This is a genomic window from Serratia sarumanii, assembly GCF_029962605.1.
Classification (GTDB): Bacteria; Pseudomonadota; Gammaproteobacteria; order Enterobacterales; family Enterobacteriaceae; genus Serratia; species Serratia sarumanii.
In genome coordinates, this window is sequence record NZ_CP124750.1 from 1,560,636 (window position 1) to 1,582,436 (window position 21,801).

Below are 21,801 nucleotides of genomic sequence, written 5' to 3' on the forward strand. Positions count from 1 at the left end.
ATGTAAACGTTTTCTTTCCTGTGACGTAATTCACGCAGAGCAGCGGGCCAATCGGGGTAGGATAGCGCCACCGGCCACTACCCCGATTTCAGGATCCCGCATGCCTCCAGTTCATCCGATCACCATTCGCGACGTGGCGAAACGCGCCGGGGTCTCCGTGGCGACCGTCTCCCGCGTGCTGAATCACAGCGCGCTGACCAGCAAGGAGACGCGCGAGCAGGTGCTGCAGGCGGTGGCGGAGCTGGGCTATCGCCCCAACGCCAACGCGCAGGCGCTGGCGACCCAAAGCAGCGATACCCTGGGCGTGGTGGTGATGGACGTCTCCGATCCGTTCTTCGGCGCGCTGGTGAAAGCGGTAGACACGGTGGCGCAGAAACACCACAAATACCTGCTGATCGGCAACAGCTATCATCAGGCGGACAAAGAGCGACACGCGATCGAAGTGCTGATTCGCCAGCGCTGTAACGCCCTGATTGTTCACGCCAAAGCCCTGAGCGACGCCGAGCTGATCGGCTTTCTGGAGCAGGTGCCGGGCATGGTGCTGATCAACCGGATTATTCCCGGCTATGAGCCGCGCTGCGTCGGGCTGGATAACGTCTGCGGCGCGGAAATGGCGATGCGTCTTTTGCTGTCGCAAGGCCATCGGCGCATCGGCTATCTGGGCTCCAATCACCCGATCGAAGACGGGCCGCTGCGCCAGCAGGGCTATGCGCAGGCGATGGCCGCCGCCGGGCTGGCCACGCCCGATAACTGGCGCGCCTACGGTTCGCCGGATCTGCAGGGCGGCGAGGCGGCGATGGTGGAGCTGCTGGGGCGTAACCTGCAGCTGAGCGCGGTGTTCGCCTACAACGACGCCATGGCCGCCGGCGCCATGGCGGTGCTGAAAGAAAACGGTATCACGGTGCCGCAGCATTTCTCGCTGATCGGCTTCGACGACATCCCCATCGCGCGTTACACCAGCCCCAAGCTTACCACGGTGCGCTACCCGATCGTCTCGATGGCCACGCTGGCCACCGAGCTGGCGTTGCAGGGCGCGGCAGGCCTGACGGAGCCGCAGGCCGCTCATCTGTTCATGCCGACGCTGGTGCGGCGCCATTCTGTCGCCCCCTGGCAAAGTGAGGCGACGGTCACTCTCTGACGATTTAATCTTGTGTAACCGTTTTCAATCTGTGAGAAAATTCACAGAATATTAACATCACGCCGTCTATGCTCTAGGCGTTTTCCGGCGCAAAGGCCCTTGCCGCTGCAACCTTTATCTCGCGCTGACACAGCATTTCTCGGAAATAACAAAATCCACGGACGGCAGGTGTTGAGTGGAAATCGCCTGGCCTGGGGTGTGCGCACTGCCGGTGACCATTGGCTCAAAGACGAGTAATACCCTACACAGAACCGGAGACTGACAATGAATAAGAAGGTTTTCACCCTGGCCGCCATGGCCGCAGCCATGATGTTTGGCGCCGCAGCCCATGCTGACACCCGTATTGGCGTCACGATTTACAAGTACGACGACAACTTCATGTCGGTGGTGCGCAAGGCGATCGAGAAGGACGCCAAGGCTTCACCGGACGTCACCCTGCTGATGAATGACTCGCAGAACGACCAGTCCAAGCAGAACGATCAGATCGACGTGCTGCTGGCCAAGGGCGTGAAAGCGCTGGCGATCAACCTGGTCGACCCGGCCGCGGCGCCGGTGGTTATCGATAAGGCGCGCGCAAACGATATCCCGGTGGTGTTCTACAACAAAGAGCCTTCCCGCAAGGCATTGGACAGCTACGACAAGGCGTATTACGTCGGCACCGACTCCAAAGAATCCGGCGTGATCCAGGGCGAGCTGATCGCCAAACACTGGCAAGCCAACCCGGCCTGGGATCTGAACAAAGACGGCCAGATCCAGTTCGTACTGCTGAAAGGCGAGCCGGGCCACCCGGATGCCGAAGCGCGCACCACCTACGTGGTGAAAACGCTGAATGAAAAAGGTATCAAGACCCAGCAGCTGCAGATGGATACCGCGATGTGGGATACCGCGCAGGCGAAAGACAAGATGGATGCCTGGCTCTCCGGCCCGAACGCCAACAAGATTGAAGTGGTGATCGCCAACAACGACGCCATGGCGATGGGCGCGGTGGAAGCGCTGAAGGCGCATAACAAGACCACTATCCCGGTGTTTGGCGTCGATGCGTTGCCTGAGGCGCTGGCGCTGGTGAAATCCGGCGCGATGGCGGGCACGGTGCTGAACGACGCCGACAACCAGGCGAAAGCCACCTTCGAGCTGGCGAAAAACCTGGCGGCGGGCAAACCGGCCACCGAAGGCACCCAATATAAAATCGAAAATAAAGTCGTGCGTATTCCTTACGTCGGCGTAGATAAAGACAACCTGTCTCAGTTTGTTAAATAAGAATTGAGATCCCGCTAAGACCCCGCCTGCGGCGCCAACACCAGGAATACCGCCGGCGGGGATGTTTACGACTGCAAGACAGTTAAGCCAGGTGTATTTATGGCCGATAGCTCACGCGAATTTTTGCTGGAAATGACGGATATCTGTAAGTCATTTCCCGGCGTCAAAGCCTTGGACAATGTCAATTTACGCGTCCGTCCGCACTCGATTCACGCCCTGATGGGGGAGAACGGCGCGGGGAAATCGACGTTGCTGAAATGCCTGTTCGGCATTTATAAAAAAGACAGCGGCAGCATTGTGTTTCAGGGCCGGGAGATCGATTTCAAGAGTTCGAAGGAAGCGCTGGAGCACGGCGTTTCCATGGTGCACCAGGAGCTGAACCTGGTGCTGCAACGCACCGTGATGGACAATATGTGGCTGGGGCGCTACCCGACCAAAGGCCTGTTCGTCGATCAGGAAAAAATGCTCAAAGACACCCAGGCGATCTTCGACGAGCTGGATATCGACATCAACCCGCGCGAAAAGGTGGGCAACCTGTCGGTGTCACAGATGCAGATGATCGAAATCGCCAAGGCGTTCTCCTACGACGCCAAAATCGTCATCATGGATGAACCGACCTCCTCGCTGACGGAGAAAGAGGTCAATCATCTGTTCACCATCATCCGCAAGCTGAAAGAGCGCGGCTGCGGCATCGTTTATATCTCGCACAAGATGGAAGAGATCTTCCAGCTGTGTGACGAGATAACGGTGCTGCGCGATGGCCAGTGGATCGCCACCCAACCGCTGGAAGGGCTGGATATGGACAAGATCATCGCCATGATGGTCGGCCGCTCGCTCAGCCAGCGCTTCCCCGACAGGCAGAACACGCCGGGTGAGGTGATCCTCGAGGTGAAAAATCTGACGTCGCTGCGCCAGCCCTCGATCCGCGATGTGTCCTTCGATCTGCACCAAGGCGAGATCCTCGGCATCGCCGGGCTGGTGGGCGCTAAGCGCACTGATATCGTCGAGACGCTGTTCGGCATTCGCGAAAAGGTGGCGGGCACCATCAAGCTGCACGGAAAAGCGATCGATAACCACAGCGCCAACGAAGCGATCAACCACGGTTTTGCGCTGGTGACCGAAGAGCGCCGATCCACCGGGATTTACGCCTACCTCGACGTGGGCTTCAACTCGCTGATCTCCAATATCCGCAATTATAAAAACAAGCTCGGCCTGCTGGATAACGCGCGGATGAAGAGCGACACCCAGTGGGTGATCGACGCCATGCGGGTGAAAACGCCGGGGCATCACACCCATATCGGCTCGCTGTCCGGCGGCAATCAGCAGAAGGTGATCATCGGCCGCTGGCTGCTGACGCAGCCGGAGATCCTGATGCTGGATGAACCGACGCGCGGCATCGACGTGGGCGCCAAGTTCGAGATTTATCAGCTGATGACCGAACTGGCGAAGAAGGGCAAGGGGATCATTATCGTCTCGTCCGAAATGCCGGAGCTTTTGGGGATCACCGACCGTATTTTGGTGATGAGCAATGGTCAGGTTGCGGGCATCGTTAACACCAAACAGACCTCGCAAAATGAAATCTTACGTCTCGCCTCCCTGCACCTTTAAGGATCGGAATTATGAACGCGCTAAATAAAAAAACGTTATTTACCTATTTCAAGGAAGGCGGCATTTACGTGGTGTTGCTGGTGCTGTTGGCCATCATCATCATTCAGGATCCTACCTTCCTCAGCCTGATGAACCTGAGCAACATTCTGACGCAGTCTTCGGTGCGCATCATCATCGCGTTGGGCGTGGCGGGGCTGATCGTGACCCAGGGCACCGACCTGTCCGCCGGGCGGCAGGTGGGGCTGGCGGCGGTGGTGGCGGCCACGCTGCTGCAGTCGATGGATAACGTCAACAAGGTGTTCCCGCACATGGAAACCTGGTCGATTCCCCTGGTTATCCTGCTGGTGTGTGCGGTCGGCGCGGTGATCGGCCTGGTTAACGGCCTGATTATCGCCTATCTCAACGTGACGCCGTTCATCACCACCCTGGGCACCATGATCATCGTCTACGGCATCAACTCGCTGTATTACGACTCGGTCGGCGCTTCGCCGGTCGCGGGCTTCGATCCGAAGTTCTCCACCTTTGCCCAGGGCTTCTTGCGCTTCGGCGACTTTAAGCTGTCGTACATTACCTTCTATGCGCTGATCGCCATCATATTCGTCTGGATCCTGTGGACCAAGACCCGCTTCGGCAAGAACATTTTCGCCATCGGCGGCAACCCGGAAGCGGCCAAGGTGTCCGGGGTCAACGTGCCGTTGAACCTGATCATGATCTATGCGCTGTCCGGCGTGTTCTACGCCTTCGGCGGCCTGCTGGAAGCGGGGCGCATCGGCAGCGCCACCAATAACCTCGGCTTTATGTACGAGCTGGACGCCATCGCCGCCTGCGTGGTGGGGGGCGTCTCCTTCGCCGGCGGGGTGGGTACGGTGTGGGGCGTGGTGACCGGGGTGATCATCTTTACCGTCATCAACTACGGCCTGACCTATATCGGCATCAACCCGTACTGGCAGTACATCATCAAGGGCAGCATCATCATCTTCGCCGTGGCGCTGGACTCGTTGAAATACGCCAAGAAGAAGTAGATTTACCGCAGTACAGACGACAAGGCCGGCAAAATATGCCGGCCTTTCTGTTGGGCGTTTGCCGCGTCAGGGCTGTTTGGCTTTCTGCTTCTCTTCTTTCAGCTTGTGCTCCAGCTCGACCAGCTGTTCCGGCGAAACGGCGGGATAGCCCTGGGCGTCTTCCGGTACGGTGTGCATGGCGGAAATCGGGATCAGCGGGCCGAGGAAGCGCGGTTCGCGCTTGAGGATATAGAGATCGGTCAGTGCGCCCAGGCGGGCGAAGATCTCGCGGGCGCGCACCGTCATCATGTCTTTCGGCGACGGCACCGCGTAGCACTGCGCCTGAATGCCCATGTGCAGGGCGATGAACAGCGCGCGCTCGCAGTGGAAGCGCTGGGTGATGATGATGAAATCGTTGGTGTCGAACACCTTGCGGGTGCGCACGATGGAGTCCAGGGTGCGGAAGCCGGCGTAGTCCAGCACGATATCGCTCGGCGCCACGCCGGCGGCGATCAGATCGCGGCGCATGGTCATCGGCTCATTATAGCTTTGCTGGGCGTTGTCGCCGCTCAGCAGCAGGTATTTCACCTTGCCGCTGTTATAGGCGTTGATCGCTCCCTGAATGCGGTAACGGTAGTACTGGTTGATCACCCCGGTGCGGTAATACTTGGCGGTGCCGAGCACCACGCCGACCTGGCGGTGCGGCAATGCCTGCAGTTCGTCGTAGACGTAAGGCGCGGTTTTCCAGCTGATCCAGCGATCGAGCGCAATAGCCGAACCCATCAACACCGCAATGAAGATGAACAGGCTGATGATCAGGCGTTTCCACATGTTGTTGCCTTACGCGCGCCGGGCTGAAAAAGATGGATCAAGGCTACTTTACCTGACCGACCTACGCAAGACGTGAACCGCCTGAAGCACGCGCGCCGCCGCATTTTTCGGCGTTTTTGTCGCACAAAAAAGCCCGGCGGAGCCGGGCTGGGTCATTTCAGCGCGCCATTCAGAACGAGGTGCGCTTGTAGCTGCGGTATTGCGGCCGCCAGAAGTTGTGTTCGATGGCTTTCGACAGCGCGTCTTCGGAGGTGACGATCGCCACGCCCTGCAGCTGCGCGGCTTTACCCACTTCCATGGCGATGCACTTCGACACGCCCTGAATATCGTCGATATTTGGCAGCAGCGCGCCGTGGCCGTCGGTGGCCAGCGGCGAGCAGTCCGCCAGCGCGCGGCTGGCGGCCATCAGCATGGCGTCGGTGACGCGGGTGGCGCCGGAGGCCAGCACGCCGAGGCCGATCCCGGGGAAGATATAGGAGTTGTTGCACTGGGCGATCGGGTACAGCTGGTCTTTATAGCTCACCGGCGCGAACGGGCTGCCGGTCGCCACCAGGGCGGCGCCGTCGGTCCAGTTGATGATGTCTTCCGGACGGGCTTCCACGCGCGAGGTCGGGTTGGACAGCGGCATCACGATAGGGCGTTCGCAGTGCTTGTGCATCTCGCGGATCAGCTCTTCGGTAAACAGCCCCGGCTGGCCGGACACGCCGATCAGAATGGTCGGCTTGGCGTTGCGCACCACGTCCAGCAGCGAGATGGCGTCGCTGGCGGTTTCCCAGCCGGCCAGGTTGTCGCTCTTCTGCACCAGCTTGCTCTGGAAGTCGAGCAGGTTCGGCAGTTTGTCGGTCAGCAGGCCGAAGCGGTCGACCATGAACACGCGGGCGCGCGCTTCGTCTTCGCTCAACCCTTCGGACTTCATCTGCGCGATGATCTGCTCGGCGATGCCGCAGCCGGCGGAACCGGCGCCGAGGAAGGTGACGGTCTGATCGCGCAGCTGGCTGCCGGCGGCGCGGCTGGCGGCGATCAGGCTGCCGAGGGTGACCGCGGCGGTGCCCTGGATGTCATCGTTGAAGCAGCAGATCTCGTCGCGGTAGCGGTTCAACAGCGGGGTGGCGTTGTTCTGCGCGAAGTCTTCGAACTGCAGCAGCACGTTCGGCCAGCGGCGTTTGACCGCCTGAATAAACTCTTCGACGAAGGCGTGGTACTCCTCGCCGGAGATGCGCGGATGGCGCCAGCCCATGTACAGCGGATCGTTGAGGCGTTGCGGGTTGTTGGTGCCGACGTCCAGCACCACCGGCAGGGTGTAGGCCGGACTGATGCCGCCGCAGGCGGTGTACAGCGACAGTTTGCCGATCGGAATGCCCATGCCGCCGATGCCCTGGTCGCCCAGGCCGAGAATGCGCTCGCCGTCGGTGACCACGATCACCTTGACGTTCTGCTTGGTGGCGTTTTGCAGCATGTCATCGATGCGATCGCGGTTCGGGTAGGAGATGAACAGCCCGCGCGCGCGGCGATAGATATCGGAGAAGTGCTCGCAGGCCTCGCCGACGGTCGGGGTGTAGATGATCGGCATCATCTCGCTCAGGTGCGAGTCCAGCAGGCGGTAGAACAGGGTTTCGTTGGTGTCCTGGATGTTGCGCAGGTAGATGTGCTTGTCGTTATCGTTCTTGAAATCCTGATACTGACGGTAGGCGCGTTCCACCTGTTCTTCGATGGTTTCCACCGCTTCCGGCAGCAGGCCGTGCAGGTTGAAGTGGCTACGTTCTTCCTCGGTGAAAGCGCTGCCTTTGTTCAGCAGCGGAAATTCCAGCAGAATCGGGCCGGCGTAAGGGATGTAGAGCGGGCGTTTGCTTTCGTATTCTAGTTCCATCAGTTTTACTCTTCACGTATCAGATAACTTTATTGCCGACGATCCTAAAAGATAAAGAGCAGATGTACAGCATTTGTTGCCCGATGATGAACCAGGTTGGCGTAATTATCGACAATCAAATGATTTTTTAACTAAAGAAAGTGTCTCTGGCGGCGTCGGGGCATTGTATTTGGTGGGCGGGGCTGTTAGCGACGGAACCGGATGGCTCCGCCGTTGAGCGCTTAGAACGCGGCGCGGCTGACGTTTTGGCAGCCCAGCGCCGCCAGGGTGACGCGGGTGGCGTCCCACTGACTGATGATCGCCTCCTGCGGTTCGGCCAGCACGGCGCGGCGGATGTTCAGGCAGTCGCCGCCGGAGAGGTTCAGCAGGATCAGCGCGGCCTGCAGCGGCGGCAGGCTCGGGTTGAAGGCGGCGTTTTCCGCATAGCGGCCGGCGTAGATGGTGCCGTCCGCCGTTTCCAGCGCCACGCCGCTGTGGGCGTTGCTGTACGGCGCGTGGCTTCGGTTGGCTGCCGCCAGCGCCGCCTGTGCCAGCGCATCGTTCAGCGCCAGCTGATGGCCATGATCGACCTCGTCCATCAGCAGCGAGGCGACATCGAGATCTTTCGGGCCGAAGGCGTCCGGCAGATAGTCCGCCAGCGTGGCCGGCGCGCGGCCCGGCAGACGGATCTGCAGCTCGCCGCCGCTGTTCAGTTCATTCATAAACTGGCGGCAATGGCCGCACGGCGTGTAGTTGACGGTGACCGAGGCCAGCGCTTTTTCGCCGCGCAGCCAGGCGTGCGTTACCGCACTCTGTTCCGCATGCACGGATTGCTGCAGCGGCGCGCCGCTGAATTCCATATTGGCGCCGAAATAGAGGTTGCCGCTTTGCCCGCGCGCGATGGCGCCGACATGGAAGTGCGATATCGGGGTTAACGAGCAGGCCGCCGCCAGCGGCAGCAGCGCGAATGCCAGCGCATCATCGTCCAGCCCGCAGCCTGTGCGGATCGCCGCCGCTTGCTCGGCCGTGAACATCGCCGGAAAGTCAGGCGCGTCCAGATAGGGCTGCAGGGCGGATTGCAGTGTCGCGGGCAGTGCGCTGAACGCGGTGTGAAAACGCGGATGCATAGAAAGTCTCTCTACAGGTTAACGGGATAACATTCTAGGCAGGCCAGAGACATTAAAGTGTGATTAATGTCTCTTAATTGATGAAATTAGTGCAATGAGATACATAAATGCGAGATGTATCGCAAGTTTCACCCTGTTCAACTGAACAGGTGCAGCAGCACCGGGAACAGGAACGGTGCCAGCAGCGAGGTGATGATGCCGCAGATCACCAGCGCCAGCGAGCCGAAAGCGCCTTCCTGGTAGTCCATCTCCGCGCAGCGTGCGGTGCCCAGCGCGTGGGACGCGGTGCCCATCGCCAGGCCGCGCGCCGAGTGGGTGGTGATTGTCAACAGGTTGAACAGCGTATGGCCGAACACGGCGCCGAGGATACCGACGAAAATGACGCAGACCGCGCTGATCGCCGGAATGCCGCCGAGCGAGTCCGCGACGGCCATGGCGATCGGCGTAGTGACCGATTTCGGCAGGATAGAGGCGGCGATTTCCGGCGTGGCGCCCAGCCACAGGGCGATGGCGCCGCCGCTGATCATGGCGGTCAGGCTGCCGATGAAGCACACCGCGATAATCGATTTCCAGCGCGCGCGGATCTGGTGCAACTGCTCATACAGCGGGAAGGCCAGCGCGACGACCGCCGGCTGCAGCAGATCGTTGAGGATTTTGCTGCCCAGGAAGTAACGCTCATAGGGGATGCCGGTGAGCAGCAGCAGCGGGATGATCACCGCCATGGAAACCAGCAGCGGATTGAGCAGCGGCATATTCAGCTTGCGCGCCAGCCAGCGCGCGGCGAAATAGACCGCCAGCGTCAGCGGCAGCGACCACCAGATTTCATGGATCATGAGTTACCCTCCGTGTCGTCGGGTTTGCCGGCGATGCGGCGCTCGCGATGAAAATAATGTGAGGTATAGCCGACCACCACCAGCACCATCAGCGTACTGATCAGGCAAGAGATAACCAGCGGGCCCAGATGCGCGACGATCTGGTCGTAGTATTTCATCACCCCGACGCCGATCGGCACGAACAGCAGCACCATGTAGCGGATCAGCAGATGGCAGCCGGGTTTAACCCATTTGGCCGGCATAATCTGGGTAGAGAGCAGGGCGAACAGCAGCAGCATGCCGAGAATGCTGCCGGGAATGGCGAACGGCAGCAGCGCCGCCAGCGCGTTGCCGACGAACAGACAAAGGTAGATGAGGAGCAGAGCCCTCAGGTATTTCCAGCATAGTGTGAGCACGTTGGCCATTGTCTTTTCCCGTTTAACCGATGCATTCATCATACAATTAAACTGTGAGCCATGCCACAGATCGCGCCATGAATTCTCGCTATGGGCGCCATGCCCGATCGGCGGGTTGACAGCCCGGAATGGCCGCTACGCGCGGATTCAGCGCGCGTCTTCGGCGGTTGCCGCAGCCTGTTCTGCCAGCCGATGGCCAAGGAAGAAAAACAGCAGGCTAAGCAGCGCGCAAACGATCAACATCACGAACATCAACGGCGGCGCGGCATAGCTGAGCAGCATACCGCTCAGAACCGGATTGATGGCGCCGCCCAGCGCGCTGAGGTTTTGCACGCCATAGTAGCTGCCTTTCAGATGCGGCGGCGCGATAAAGTCGATGAACATGTATTCCACCGGAATGACGATGATTTCGCCGAGGGTAAACACCGCCATCGCCACCATCCACAGCCAGACCGCCTGGCCGGCCATCATGAAACCGAGCAGCCCGACGATGAAAAACAGCGTGCCCAGCACCAGCCAGCGCAGCATGTTTTCCTGGCGCATGCCGCGGCTGAGCAAGTATTGCAGGGCGATAACGATGCCGGCGTTGACGATCATTACCAGCCCGATGATTTTGTAGGCGAACTCGGCGCTGGAGACGGTGATCAGGTACTGCGACAGATAGCCGGTGAACTGACCGAACACCACGGCGCCCAGGGTGCTGCCGAGAGTGAAGTAGATAAGCCGCCGATCGCTGCGCAGGATAGTCACCGTCTGGCGGAAGTTGGGGAGCGCCGCCGGTGCGGCGGCGGTTGGCGCCGGGCGCTGTTCCCGGCCGCGCAAGCGCAGGCTCAGCGCCGCCACCGTCGCCAGCGCCAACCCGCCCGACAGATAAAACGGCAGCAGCGGGCTAAGCCCGGCCACCAGCACGCCGAGCGCAGAGCCGATCGCCCAGCCGACGTTGACCAACGTATAGTTGATAGAGAAAGCCTTGATGCGCTGCTCGACCGGCAGCCAGTCGGCGAAGCAGGCCTTGATGGTGATACTCAGCACCGAATAGCAGGTATGCAGGATCGCCAGCACCACGATGACGCCGCCGGGGCGCGGGATCCAGGGAATGGCGAAGAAGCTCAGCGCAAACAAGACAATCGACAGCAGGATCAGGCGGTTTTTGCTGAATTTGTCCACCAGATAGCCGCCGTACAGGCTGGCAAGGATGCCGAGGGTCAGGCTGACGCCCAGGATCACGCCCACGCTCTTCGGCAGCAGATGGAAATGCTCGGTGAGGTAGATGGTGATGAACGGCAGCGTCACGCCGCGGCCGATGGTCAACACCAGCGAACTGGCCAGCAGTACGTTGATCAGCGAGGGGAATCCCTTCATTCGAAGCCTGTTTATGCATACAGTTATGGGCGATGCAGATAACATAGCGTATTTTGGCGAGGACGGAAGGGGAAAGCCGATAATTAGGTTAAAAACAGAGGCTGCGTCGCCAGCCTCGTCAAAAACAGCACTATTTACCGTGTTCGGCCTGCAGCGTGGCGAACCACGGCTGGACGAAATCGCTGCTGCTGCCCCAGCCGGGGATGATCTTCGCCAGCCCGGCGACGTTGACCGGCCCCGGCTGCGCCAGCAGCAGCGCTTGCGGAATGACCGTCGCTTTGAACTGATAGCTGTCCGGCGTGCTTTCCCCGGCGATCTTGTTGGCCACCAGGCGCAGGTTGACTGCGCCGATAAGCTTCGGATCCACCGCCACGCTGACCTGCCACGGGCTGCCGGCCTCGCGCATCAGCTGCAAGTCCTGGTTGGAGATATCGATGCTGTACAGCTTGATTTCGGTGCGGCCGTTCTCTTTCAGCGCCTTGTAAGCGCCCTGGGTGAAGGCATCCCAGGTGCCCCAGATGGCGTCAATCTTGCCTTTCGGGTATTTCGCCAGCACCGCGCCCACCTTGTTGGCAGTATCGCCCTGCACGTCGGAGGAGACCGCGCCGATCGATTCCAGCTCGTGAATGCCCGGATGCTGTTTCAGCAGTTGCTGATAGGCGGCCTGGCGGCGTTCCATCGGCGGGAAGCCGGCCACCCAGAGTTTGATGATGTTGGCCTGGCCGTTGAAATCCTTCACCAGCTGGCCGAAGGAGGCGTTGGCCAGCGAAGCGTCGTCCTGCTGCGAGACGGTGACGCCGGGAACGCTGCCGCTGACGTCGGTATCGAAAGCCGCGACGGCGATGCCGGCCGCCGCGATGCGTTTGACCAGGTCGGTGGAATAGGGGGCTCGCCCCTGCGAGAGAATGATGCCGTCATATTTCTGGCTGATAGCCTGGTTGACGAAGTCCTGGAAGCGCGCGTCGTCGCCGTTGCTGAGGAAAGTGTCCACCTTGAAGCCAAGCTTGCGCCCTTCCTGAATGGCGCCCGCCAAGAATTGCGTGGTGTTGTCGTCGGAGCCGAGATTGCGGATCACCGCGATGCGCACCGGCCCCTGATGCTGAGCGATGGCGGCCGGCACGGCGGCGGTTTCCGCCGCCTGCAGCGGCAGGGCGGCCAGCAGGCTGAGGGCGAGCAGCGAAGTCTTGAGGTTTTTCATTATTATAGGCTCCAAAAAAGCAGGTTAACGATCCCGGTGAAGGTCTGTTATAGCAGTCTTTCTATCTGGACGTCTATTTGTTGTTGCTGAGCATCATAGCGGGATACGGCGGGCGAGGGAATCAGAGCGGTTATGACGTTTTCTTACTGTTTATAACCTTGGGTTTGAGGCATTAAAAAAGGGCCGAGCAAGCTCGACCCTTGATGTAACGCGCCGGCGCGGTTACTTGACCTGCATGCCTGGCTGCGCGCCGCTGTCCGGGCTCAGCAGGAAGATCTCTTTCCCGCCGGGGCCCGCCGCCATTACCATGCCTTCCGAAACGCCGAAGCGCATTTTGCGCGGCGCCAGGTTGGCGACCATGATGGTCAGGCGGCCTTCCAGCGCTTTCGGATCCGGGTAAGCGGAGCGAATGCCGGAGAAGATCTGGCGCGATTCGCCGCCCAGATCCAGTTGCAGTTTCAGCAGCTTGTCGGAGCCTTCGACAAAGTCGGCGCTCTTGATCAGGGCGATGCGCATGTCCACCTTGGCGAAGTCGTCGAAGGTGATGGTTTCCTGAATAGGATCATCGGCCAATGGACCGGTCAGCGGTTTGGCGGCGGCCATGTCTTCCTTCGAGGCGTTGACCATTTCGCTGACCTTGTCCAGATCGATGCGGTTGAACAGCGCTTTGAACGCGTTCACCTGATGACCCAGCAGCGGTTGCGGGATCGCGTCCCAGCTCAGCTCGGCGTTGAGGAACGCTTCGGCGCGTTCGGTCAGCGAAGGCAGCACCGGCTTCAGATAAGTCATCAGCACGCGGAACAGGTTGATGCCCATCGAGCAGATGGCCTGCAGATCGGCGTCGCGGCCTTCTTCCTTCGCCACCACCCAAGGTGCCTGCTCATCTACGTAACGGTTGGCCAGATCGGCCAGCGCCATGATTTCGCGGATCGCGCGGCTGAACTCGCGGCCGGCGTAAGCTTCGGCAATGCTCTGCGCCGCGTCAACGAAGGTCTGGTACAGTGCCGGATCGGCCAGGCTGTCGGCCAGCTTGCCGCCGAAGCGCTTGTTGATAAAGCCGGCGTTGCGCGACGCCAGGTTCACCACCTTGTTGACGATATCGGCGTTTACGCGCTGCACGAAGTCTTCCAGATTGAGATCGATGTCATCAATGCGCGAAGAGAGCTTGGCGGCGTAGTAATAGCGCAGGCAGTCGGCGTCCAGATGCTGCAGGTAGGTGCCGGCCTTGATGAAGGTGCCGCGCGACTTGGACATTTTGGCGCCGTTCACCGTCACGTAGCCGTGCACGAACAGGTTGGTCGGTTTGCGGAAGTTGCTGCCTTCCAGCATTGCCGGCCAGAACAGGCTGTGGAAGTAGACGATGTCCTTGCCGATAAAGTGATACAGCTCGGTGGTGGAGTCTTTGCGCCAGAACTCGTCGAAGTCCAGATCGCCGCGCTTGTCGCACAGGTTCTTGAAGGAGCCCATGTAGCCGATCGGCGCGTCCAGCCAGACGTAGAAGTATTTGCCCGGCGCATCCGGGATCTCGAAGCCGAAGTAAGGCGCATCGCGGGAGATGTCCCACTGCTGCAGGCCGGATTCGAACCACTCCTGCATTTTGTTCGCCACCTGCTCTTGCAGCGCGCCGGAGCGCGTCCACGCCTGCAGCATTTCGCTGAAGGCCGGCAGGTCGAAGAAGAAGTGCTCGGAGTCGCGCATCACCGGCGTCGCGCCGGAAACCACGGACTTCGGATCGATCAGCTCCGTCGGGCTGTAGGTGGCGCCACACACTTCACAGTTGTCGCCGTACTGATCCGGCGATTTGCATTTCGGGCAGGTGCCTTTCACGAAACGGTCCGGCAGGAACATGCCTTTCTCCGGATCGTACAGCTGAGAAATGGTGCGGTTCTTGATAAAACCGTTTTCTTTCAGGCGGCTGTAAATCAGGGTGGACAGCTCGCGGTTTTCATCGCTATGGGTCGAATGGTAGTTGTCATAGCTGATGCCAAAGCCGGCGAAATCCTGTTGGTGCTCCTGGCTCATCTCCGCGATCATTTCTTCCGGTTTCACGCCCAGCTGCTGCGCTTTCAGCATGATCGGCGTGCCGTGCGCGTCGTCCGCGCAGATGAAATGCACTTCGTGGCCGCGCATTCGTTGGTAACGCACCCAGATATCCGCCTGGATGTGCTCGAGCATGTGGCCGAGATGGATGGAACCATTTGCGTACGGTAGCGCGCACGTCACCAATAATTTTTTCGCGACTTGAGCCATAGTGAGAACTTGCTTTCTGTAATGAATAAAAGGGCCTTCGATGTTAACCGATCGCGCCCTTCGCTGCTAGGGCGGTTTCTTGCAGGTTATATGCGTCAGCGGCAGCGCAGTTCTGATATGCTTAGCCGGAAGCTACCCATTCAAAATCAAGGAGCCGGGATGAACGCAAAATCCCCTGAGCAGACCAACCCCGAAGTTCTGCGCGCCCTGGTGACCGGTGTACTGGCCGCCTTTGAACACCCGACGTTGAAAAACAACCTGACCGCATTGAAGGCCATTCATCACTGCGCGTTGCTGGACGATGTGCTGCATATCGAACTGACGATGCCGTTTGCCTGGCAGAGCGGTTTTGAGGCGCTGCAGGCGAGCGTCGGCCCCGAATTGCTGCGCGTGACCGGCGCTTCCGCCATCGACTGGAAGCTGAAACACGACATCACGACGCTGAAACGCGCCAACGGCCAGGCCGGCATCAAAGGCGTGCGCAACATCGTCGCCGTCAGCTCCGGCAAAGGCGGGGTGGGCAAATCCAGCACCGCCGTCAACCTGGCGCTGGCGCTGGCCGCCGAGGGTGCCAAGGTCGGCATTCTGGACGCCGACATTTACGGCCCGTCGATCCCCAACATGCTGGGCACCGAACATGAGCGGCCGACTTCGCCGGACGGTCAGCACATGGCGCCAATCATGGCGCACGGCCTGGCGACCAACTCCATCGGCTATCTGGTGACCGACGACAACGCCATGGTGTGGCGCGGCCCGATGGCCAGCAAGGCGCTGATGCAGCTGCTGCAGGATACGCTGTGGCCGGATCTGGATTATCTGGTGCTGGATATGCCGCCGGGCACCGGCGACATCCAGCTGACGCTGTCGCAGAATATTCCGGTAACCGGCGCGCTGGTGGTCACCACGCCGCAGGATATCGCCTTGCTGGATGCCGCCAAGGGCATCGTGATGTTCGAGAAAGTGCATGTGCCGGTGCTGGGCATCGTGGAGAACATGAGCGTGCATATCTGCAGCAACTGCGGCCACCATGAGCCGATCTTCGGCACCGGCGGCGCCGAGAAGCTGGTGCAGAAATACCACAGCCGTCTGCTGGGGCAGATGCCGCTGCATATTTCGCTGCGCGAAGACCTGGATCGCGGTACGCCGACGGTGATCAGCCGCCCGGACAGCGAATTCGCCGAGATGTATCGTCAACTGGCCGGCCGCGTGGCCGCGCAGATGTATTGGCAGGGCGAGGCGATCCCGACGGAGATCGCGTTCCGCGCGCTGTAATCTGCCTATCGCAATGCAAGAACCCGGCTCAAGCGCCGGGTTTTTTTATGGGATGCGGGTGGGGTTGTGCAAATCTGCCCGGGTATAAGGGCGTTCGATCTGCGCCAGCGTTTTGGCGATATGCTCCAGCAATCCCTGGGTGGGGGCCGGCTGCCGCTGCCCCATCAGCGCCAAGGGCAAGGCCAGCGCGATGGCGAAGTGCGGCCAGGAGAGATGCGGGCGCGCTTTGTTCCGCTGCAACCGCAGGAACAGTGCGCTGGCCAGGTAGCCTAAAATCAGCCCGCTGATCACCTCTGATACCGAATGCACGCGAATTTCCAGCCGCGACACGCCGATGGCGAAAGGCAATATCCATCCGGTCAGCAAAGCGATGCTGCGTATCGGGTGGGAAAAGCGGCCGGTCAACGTCCAGAGCAGTGGCGGCCAGATGCTGGCCGCGAGAGCTGAATGGCCGCTGAATCCGGTGAAATCATAGCGCTCGCTGCCGATGCCCCAGCCCATAAAGGCCAGTTTGGACAGGCAGACCACCCCGCCGGTGAATCCGAAGATCAGCGCCCACTGCCAACCCGCCGCGCGGGTGGCGGGAGATATGAGCAGCAATAAAAACAGAATCAGCGCGCAGGGCAGCAACAACATGCTGTCGCCGAAAAAAGTCAGAAAATACCAATCCAGCACATCAATCTCCGATGAAAGGGGGCGGGGAGCAAAAGTCAGCGCCGGGGAGTGTAACCCGTTACGGCGCGTTGCCCTAGCCGCGAGATTCTTAAAATGCCGCGTGCCCGTGGCGTGGCAGCCCGAATTCGCCCGCCGCCGCGCAATATACAGTGGCGCAATCCCCGGCGACTCCCTATAATTGTCGCGTTTTAGTTCCCCCCCTTCACAATACGAAATCAGGTCTTTAATTTTATGACTGACAATCCGCATCAGTGCGTCATTATTGGTATAGCTGGCGCATCTGCCTCCGGAAAAAGCCTTATTGCCAGCACGTTGTACCGCGAACTCCGCGAGCAGGTCGGCGATGAGCACATCGGCGTTATTCCAGAAGACAGTTACTATAAAGACCAGACTCACCTGACCATGGAAGAACGGGTCAAAACCAACTATGACCACCCGAGCGCCATGGATCACAACCTGCTGTTCCAGCATCTGCAAATGCTGAAGGCCGGCAAGGCGATCGAACTGCCGCTGTACAGCTACACCGAACACACGCGCAAGAAAGAAACCGTCCATCTCGAACCTAAAAAAGTGATTATTCTGGAAGGGATCTTGCTGCTGACGGATATCCGCCTGCGCCAGGAGATGAACTTCTCGATCTTTGTCGACACGCCGCTCGATATCTGCCTGATGCGTCGCATGAAGCGCGACGTCAATGAGCGCGGCCGCTCGATGGATTCGGTGATGGCGCAATACCAGAAAACCGTGCGCCCGATGTTCCTGCAGTTTATCGAACCTTCCAAACAATACGCCGATATCATCGTCCCGCGCGGCGGCAAAAACCGCATCGCGATCGATATTCTGAAAGCCAAAATCAGCCAATTCTTTGAATAATGCCGCTTACATGGCCGGAAATGCGCATTTCCGGCCGGCGGCCAACTATTTGCACCCCGGCGTAGACCTTTCGCCCGTTGTGTGGCAATTTTTGTTTAGTTACGCGTTTTGATGGAGAAGAAAGACATGAGACTGTGCGACCGCGATATAGAAGCCTGGCTGGATAGCGAGAAACTGGTGATTTCCCCGCGCCCGCCGCTCGAACGCATCAACGGGGCCACAGTAGATGTCCGTTTGGGCAATCAGTTCCGCGTGTTCCGCGGCCATACCGCGCCTTTTATCGATCTTAGCGGGCCGAAAGACGAAGTCAGCGCCGCGCTGGATCGCGTGATGAGCGACGAGATTGTCCTGCCGGAAGGCGAGGCGTTCTTCCTTCATCCCGGTGAACTGGCCCTGGCGGTGACCTTCGAATCCGTGACGCTGCCGAACGATCTCGTGGGCTGGCTCGACGGCCGCTCTTCTCTGGCGCGTCTGGGGCTGATGGTGCACGTGACCGCGCACCGTATCGATCCGGGCTGGCACGGGCGCATCGTGCTGGAGTTTTACAACTCCGGCAAGCTGCCGCTGGCGCTGCGGCCGGGGATGCTGATTGGTGCCTTAAGCTTTGAGCCGTTGTCCGGCCCCGCGGCCCGGCCATACAACAGCCGGCAGGACGCAAAATATCGCGATCAGCAGGGCGCAGTAGCCAGTCGAATCGACAAGGACTAACGGCGCGGGATGCACCGTCGGTGTGGCGCTGACAAGAGGGTGGCATGAGAAGATTACTGACGACATTGGCGATTTTACTGGTGGTCGTGGTGGCGGGGATGTCCGCGCTGGTACTGCTGGTCAATCCGAATGATTTTCGCGGTTACATGGTCAAAAAGGTCGAGCAGAAGAGCGGCTACCAGCTGACGCTCGAAGGCGATCTGCGTTGGCATATCTGGCCGCAGCTCAGCATTTTGGCCGGGCGCATGACGCTGACCGCGCCGGGCGCCAAGGCGCCGGTGGTGAGCGCGGAAAACATGCGTCTTGACGTCAAACTGTTGCCGCTGCTGTCGCATCAGCTGTTTGTGAAACAGGTGATGTTGAAAAACGCCGTCATTCGCCTCACGCCCGACAGTGAAGAGCTCTCGCAAGTGGACGCCCCGATTGCGCCGGCCGGCAGCGGCGCTGATGCGGCAGACGCGGCCTGGAAATTCGATATCGATAACCTGCGCGTCGTGGACAGCCTGTTGATTTGGCAGCGCGCCGACAACGAGCAAATCAATGTCCGGGACATCAATCTTACCCTGCAGCAAACGGAGAAACGGCAGGCGCGGCTGGACATCTCCAGTCGGGTCAACCGCGATCAGCGCGACCTGGCCTTCAGCATGGCGGCCGATATCGATCTGCAGCAGTTCCCGCACCAGATCGGTGCCAAGGTGACCCAGTTCAATTACCAATTGTCGGGGGCGGATATTCCGAACGGCGGTATTCAAGGCGAGGGCAATGCTCAGGTGGTCTATCAGCAGACGCCGGCGCAAATTGCCGTCAGCCAGCTGAACGTCAGTGCCAATAACAGTCAGTTGACCGGCGATATCAGCGCCAGCCTGGGGGCGGTGCCCGGCTATGTGGTGAACCTGAATTCGGCTAATCTCGATCTCGACGCGCTTTCCGGTTGGCAATCCAGCACCAATACCGCCGAGCAGCCCGCCGTGACCGCCGCGCCGGTGATCGCCAGCCAGGTTGACGATCGGCAGCAGAACCTGGAAGCGCTGCGCGATTTCAATGCACAGCTGAATCTGCAGGCGGCGCAGTTGACCTACCGCGGTATGAACGTTACCCAGTTAGCCGTCGCGGCGGATAATCAACGCGGCCTGTTGACGCTGCATAAACTTGCCGGGCAATTGGCCGGCGGTGATTTCTCTTTGCCGGGATCGCTCGACGCACGCGGCAATAAACCGGTGATAAACGTGCAGCCGACCCTGAACCAGGTTGAGCTCGGCACGGTGCTCAAAGCCTTCGACATGCCGCAGATGCTGACCGGCAAATTCAGCATGAAAGGGGATTTGACCGGCGATCGCCTTTCTTCACAGTCATTTGAGCACCGTTGGCGCGGTACGGCGCAGCTGGCGATGCAGGATGCGCAGTTGCACGGCCTGAATATTCAGCAATTGATCCAACAGGCGGTGGCGCGCAACGATAACAGCGTGCGCGGGCAAGACAGCTATCAGCGCTATACCGAAGTCAAAAGCGTCTCGGCGCGGGCCAGCCTGAGCCAGGGCACTGTCAAGCTCAGCAGCCTGACGGCGGATTCGCCTTTGCTGGCGCTGACCGGCGCCGGCAGTATCGATATGCCGGCAAAACAGTGCGATATGGCGCTTAACGTGCGCGTTACAGGCGGCTGGCAAGGGCGCGGCGAACTGATCGAGCAACTGCAAAAAACGTCGATCCCGCTGCGGGTTTACGGGCCGTGGCAACGGCTGAATTACCAACTGCAGGTCGATCAGGTGCTGCGTAAAACGCTGCAGGATCGGGCTAAAGATGCGCTGAACAAATGGGCTGAAAAGAACAAGGATTCGCGCGAAGGCCAGGATCTGAAGAAGCTGCTCGACAAGCTGTAATCCCTTCTGACGCGGGCCGTTTTACGGCTCGCGTCAATATCGGCGTTTCCCGCGATAATTTCCCTCCGTTACCTTGATGAAGGTCATGAAGACTCACGCTCGATTTGTGCAGAGTAAGAGCATATTTTGCTATGACTATGCGCCTGAGCGCGAAAACATAACGAGTTGAGGAAACATGATAGAGCTTCTTATTGGCGCGGCGGTGGCGGCGGGCGTGGGCCGTTACATCATCAAAGGATATTCCGCCACCGGTGTCTTGATGGTGGGCGGGTTACTGCTGCTTGGCATCAGCGCCCTGATGGGGAAAACGCTGTTGCCGTCCGGCGCCGCGTCTACCGGCTGGCGCGCGACCGATATTATCGAATACGTCAAGATCTTGCTGATGAGCCGCGGCGGCGATCTGGGCATGATGATCATGATGCTGTGCGGTTTCGCCGCCTACATGACGCATATCGGCGCCAACGACGTGGTCGTCAAGCTGGCCTCGCGCCCGTTGCAGATGATCAACTCGCCTTATCTGCTGATGGTGGCGGCCTATTTTGTCGCTTGCCTGATGTCATTGGCGGTCTCTTCCGCCACTGGTCTCGGCGTATTGCTGATGGCGACGCTGTTCCCATTGATGGTGAACGTTGGCATCAGCCGCGGGGCGGCGGCGGCCATTTGCGCTTCGCCGGCGGCGATTATCCTGGCGCCGACCTCCGGCGACGTGGTGCTGGCGGCCAAGGCGGCGGAGATGCCGCTGGTGGACTTCGCGTTCAAAACCACGCTGCCTATCTCGATTGCCGCCATCGTCTGCATGGCCGTGGCGCACTTTTTCTGGCAGCGTTATCTCGACAGGAAGAGTGATGAACAGCATCACATCGTGGACGTCAGCGAAATCAAAACGCATGCGCCGGGGTTCTACGCGATACTGCCGTTTACGCCGATCCTCGGCGTGCTGCTCTTCGACGGCAAATGGGGGCCGGAGCTGCACATCATTACCGTGCTGGTAGGGTGCATACTGTTGGCGGCCGCGATCGAGTTCGTGCGCAGCTTCAGCGCCAAACAGGTATTCAGCGGCCTGGAAGTGGCGTATCGCGGCATGGCGGACGCATTCGCCAGCGTGGTGATGCTGTTGGTGGCCGCGGGCGTCTTCGCGCAGGGGTTGAGCACCGTCGGCTTTATCAGCGGATTGATCGGGTTGGCGCAGTCGTTCGGCACCGGCGGTTTGATCATGATGCTGGTGTTGGTGGTGATTACCATGCTGGCGGCCATGACCACCGGCTCCGGCAATGCGCCGTTCTATGCGTTTGTCGAACTGATCCCGAAACTGGCGGCGCAGATGGGCGTGAATCCGGCCTACCTGGTGATCCCGATGCTGCAGGCGTCTAATCTCGGCCGCACGCTGTCGCCGGTCTCCGGTGTGGTGGTGGCGGTCTCCGGCATGGCGAAAATCTCGCCGTTCGACGTGGTGAAGCGCACTTCGGTGCCGGTGATTGTCGGGCTGGTGGTGGTGATCGTGGCGACGGAGCTGCTGGTTCCCCAGTAACATTGAGGCCGGGCAATGCCCG

At 60.0% G+C, this 21,801-nt stretch carries 18 protein-coding genes; 9 read left to right on the top strand and 9 right to left on the bottom strand.

Going from position 1 to position 21,801, the window contains the following annotated elements; translation table 11 throughout:
* The first annotated feature begins 100 nt into the window (after window positions 1-100).
* From galS to mglC, 4 genes are all read left to right on the top strand, one after another.
* A complete protein-coding gene (gene galS, locus SSARUM_RS07460; RefSeq protein WP_033646782.1) occupies window positions 101-1,138 on the top strand; it encodes an HTH-type transcriptional regulator GalS in 1,038 nt (345 codons plus the stop codon).
* Between the two features lie 264 nt (window positions 1,139-1,402).
* Window positions 1,403-2,395, top strand: a complete 993-nt coding sequence (gene mglB / locus SSARUM_RS07465) for a galactose/glucose ABC transporter substrate-binding protein MglB (protein ID WP_039566832.1) — start codon at window positions 1,403-1,405, stop codon at window positions 2,393-2,395.
* A 99-nt stretch (window positions 2,396-2,494) separates the two neighbouring features.
* Window positions 2,495-4,003: a galactose/methyl galactoside ABC transporter ATP-binding protein MglA gene (gene mglA / locus SSARUM_RS07470; RefSeq protein ID WP_033637724.1), complete on the top strand. Its 1,509-nt coding sequence runs from the start codon at window positions 2,495-2,497 to the stop codon at window positions 4,001-4,003.
* A gap of 11 nt (window positions 4,004-4,014) precedes the next feature.
* Window positions 4,015-5,025, top strand: a complete 1,011-nt coding sequence (mglC, locus tag SSARUM_RS07475; RefSeq protein ID WP_004938953.1) for a galactose/methyl galactoside ABC transporter permease MglC — start codon at window positions 4,015-4,017, stop codon at window positions 5,023-5,025.
* A 66-nt stretch (window positions 5,026-5,091) separates the two neighbouring features.
* Here the strand turns inward: mglC and sanA are convergent, their stop codons facing one another.
* The 8 genes from sanA to metG form a co-directional block, all read right to left on the bottom strand.
* Entirely contained in the window at window positions 5,092-5,835 is a 744-nt protein-coding gene (gene sanA / locus SSARUM_RS07480; RefSeq protein WP_033637725.1) for an outer membrane permeability protein SanA, read from the bottom strand.
* 169 nt (window positions 5,836-6,004) lie between these two features.
* Entirely contained in the window at window positions 6,005-7,702 is a 1,698-nt protein-coding gene (locus SSARUM_RS07485; RefSeq protein ID WP_033637726.1) for an NAD-dependent malic enzyme, read from the bottom strand.
* A 221-nt stretch (window positions 7,703-7,923) separates the two neighbouring features.
* On the bottom strand, window positions 7,924-8,808 hold the full coding sequence (cdd, locus tag SSARUM_RS07490) for a cytidine deaminase (RefSeq protein ID WP_041034193.1): 885 nt from the start codon (window positions 8,806-8,808) through the stop codon (window positions 7,924-7,926).
* 137 nt (window positions 8,809-8,945) lie between these two features.
* Window positions 8,946-9,641 carry a CidB/LrgB family autolysis modulator gene (locus tag SSARUM_RS07495; RefSeq protein WP_043147033.1) on the bottom strand — a complete coding sequence of 232 codons (696 nt, stop codon included), beginning with the start codon at window positions 9,639-9,641 and terminating at the stop codon, window positions 8,946-8,948.
* Window positions 9,638-10,045, bottom strand: coding sequence for a CidA/LrgA family protein (locus tag SSARUM_RS07500; RefSeq protein ID WP_033654965.1), 408 nt, complete (start codon window positions 10,043-10,045; stop codon window positions 9,638-9,640). Before SSARUM_RS07500 ends, SSARUM_RS07495 begins: the two co-directional genes overlap by 4 nt.
* Before the next feature lie 138 nt (window positions 10,046-10,183).
* Entirely contained in the window at window positions 10,184-11,398 is a 1,215-nt protein-coding gene (locus SSARUM_RS07505) for an MFS transporter (protein WP_033646776.1), read from the bottom strand.
* Window positions 11,399-11,528: 130 nt separating this feature from the next.
* On the bottom strand, window positions 11,529-12,596 hold the full coding sequence (locus SSARUM_RS07510; RefSeq protein WP_043147037.1) for a sugar ABC transporter substrate-binding protein: 1,068 nt from the start codon (window positions 12,594-12,596) through the stop codon (window positions 11,529-11,531).
* Between the two features lie 222 nt (window positions 12,597-12,818).
* On the bottom strand, window positions 12,819-14,846 hold the full coding sequence (metG, locus tag SSARUM_RS07515; protein ID WP_033654962.1) for a methionine--tRNA ligase: 2,028 nt from the start codon (window positions 14,844-14,846) through the stop codon (window positions 12,819-12,821).
* Between the two features lie 159 nt (window positions 14,847-15,005).
* On the opposite strand from metG, the gene apbC reads away from it, so the two are divergent.
* Complete coding sequence (apbC, locus tag SSARUM_RS07520; protein ID WP_033646773.1) at window positions 15,006-16,118, top strand: iron-sulfur cluster carrier protein ApbC; 1,113 nt, start codon at window positions 15,006-15,008, stop codon at window positions 16,116-16,118.
* Window positions 16,119-16,163: 45 nt separating this feature from the next.
* On the opposite strand, the gene SSARUM_RS07525 is transcribed toward apbC, so the two are convergent.
* Window positions 16,164-16,793, bottom strand: a complete 630-nt coding sequence (locus tag SSARUM_RS07525; RefSeq protein ID WP_033637734.1) for a phosphatase PAP2 family protein — start codon at window positions 16,791-16,793, stop codon at window positions 16,164-16,166.
* Window positions 16,794-17,024: 231 nt separating this feature from the next.
* Between SSARUM_RS07525 and udk the strand changes: the two genes are divergently transcribed.
* The 4 genes from udk (at window position 17,025) to dcuC (ending at window position 21,779) form a co-directional block, all read left to right on the top strand.
* A complete protein-coding gene (gene udk, locus SSARUM_RS07530; RefSeq protein WP_004938922.1) occupies window positions 17,025-17,666 on the top strand; it encodes a uridine kinase in 642 nt (213 codons plus the stop codon).
* 126 nt (window positions 17,667-17,792) lie between these two features.
* The gene (gene dcd, locus SSARUM_RS07535; RefSeq protein WP_004938917.1) at window positions 17,793-18,374 is read left to right on the top strand and encodes a dCTP deaminase; all 582 of its coding nucleotides are present in this window, start codon (window positions 17,793-17,795) and stop codon (window positions 18,372-18,374) included.
* A gap of 44 nt (window positions 18,375-18,418) precedes the next feature.
* Complete coding sequence (gene asmA, locus SSARUM_RS07540) at window positions 18,419-20,251, top strand: outer membrane assembly protein AsmA (protein ID WP_033646771.1); 1,833 nt, start codon at window positions 18,419-18,421, stop codon at window positions 20,249-20,251.
* 175 nt (window positions 20,252-20,426) lie between these two features.
* On the top strand, window positions 20,427-21,779 hold the full coding sequence (gene dcuC, locus SSARUM_RS07545) for an anaerobic C4-dicarboxylate transporter DcuC (RefSeq protein WP_060387480.1): 1,353 nt from the start codon (window positions 20,427-20,429) through the stop codon (window positions 21,777-21,779).
* Window positions 21,780-21,801 lie beyond the last annotated feature (22 nt).

Bases quoted from the DNA above. Each gene is read 5' to 3' on its own strand.
- galS (WP_033646782.1), top strand. From the start codon at position 101: ATGCCTCCAGTTCATCCGATCACCATTCGCGACGTGGCGAAACGCGCC.
- mglB (WP_039566832.1), top strand. From the start codon at position 1,403: ATGAATAAGAAGGTTTTCACCCTGGCCGCCATGGCCGCAGCCATGATG.
- mglA (WP_033637724.1), top strand. From the start codon at position 2,495: ATGGCCGATAGCTCACGCGAATTTTTGCTGGAAATGACGGATATCTGT.
- mglC (WP_004938953.1), top strand. From the start codon at position 4,015: ATGAACGCGCTAAATAAAAAAACGTTATTTACCTATTTCAAGGAAGGC.
- sanA (WP_033637725.1), bottom strand. From the start codon at position 5,835: ATGTGGAAACGCCTGATCATCAGCCTGTTCATCTTCATTGCGGTGTTG.
- SSARUM_RS07485 (WP_033637726.1), bottom strand. From the start codon at position 7,702: ATGGAACTAGAATACGAAAGCAAACGCCCGCTCTACATCCCTTACGCC.
- cdd (WP_041034193.1), bottom strand. From the start codon at position 8,808: ATGCATCCGCGTTTTCACACCGCGTTCAGCGCACTGCCCGCGACACTG.
- SSARUM_RS07495 (WP_043147033.1), bottom strand. From the start codon at position 9,641: ATGATCCATGAAATCTGGTGGTCGCTGCCGCTGACGCTGGCGGTCTAT.
- SSARUM_RS07500 (WP_033654965.1), bottom strand. From the start codon at position 10,045: ATGGCCAACGTGCTCACACTATGCTGGAAATACCTGAGGGCTCTGCTC.
- SSARUM_RS07505 (WP_033646776.1), bottom strand. From the start codon at position 11,398: ATGAAGGGATTCCCCTCGCTGATCAACGTACTGCTGGCCAGTTCGCTG.
- SSARUM_RS07510 (WP_043147037.1), bottom strand. From the start codon at position 12,596: ATGAAAAACCTCAAGACTTCGCTGCTCGCCCTCAGCCTGCTGGCCGCC.
- metG (WP_033654962.1), bottom strand. From the start codon at position 14,846: ATGGCTCAAGTCGCGAAAAAATTATTGGTGACGTGCGCGCTACCGTAC.
- apbC (WP_033646773.1), top strand. From the start codon at position 15,006: ATGAACGCAAAATCCCCTGAGCAGACCAACCCCGAAGTTCTGCGCGCC.
- udk (WP_004938922.1), top strand. From the start codon at position 17,025: ATGACTGACAATCCGCATCAGTGCGTCATTATTGGTATAGCTGGCGCA.
- dcd (WP_004938917.1), top strand. From the start codon at position 17,793: ATGAGACTGTGCGACCGCGATATAGAAGCCTGGCTGGATAGCGAGAAA.
- asmA (WP_033646771.1), top strand. From the start codon at position 18,419: ATGAGAAGATTACTGACGACATTGGCGATTTTACTGGTGGTCGTGGTG.
- dcuC (WP_060387480.1), top strand. From the start codon at position 20,427: ATGATAGAGCTTCTTATTGGCGCGGCGGTGGCGGCGGGCGTGGGCCGT.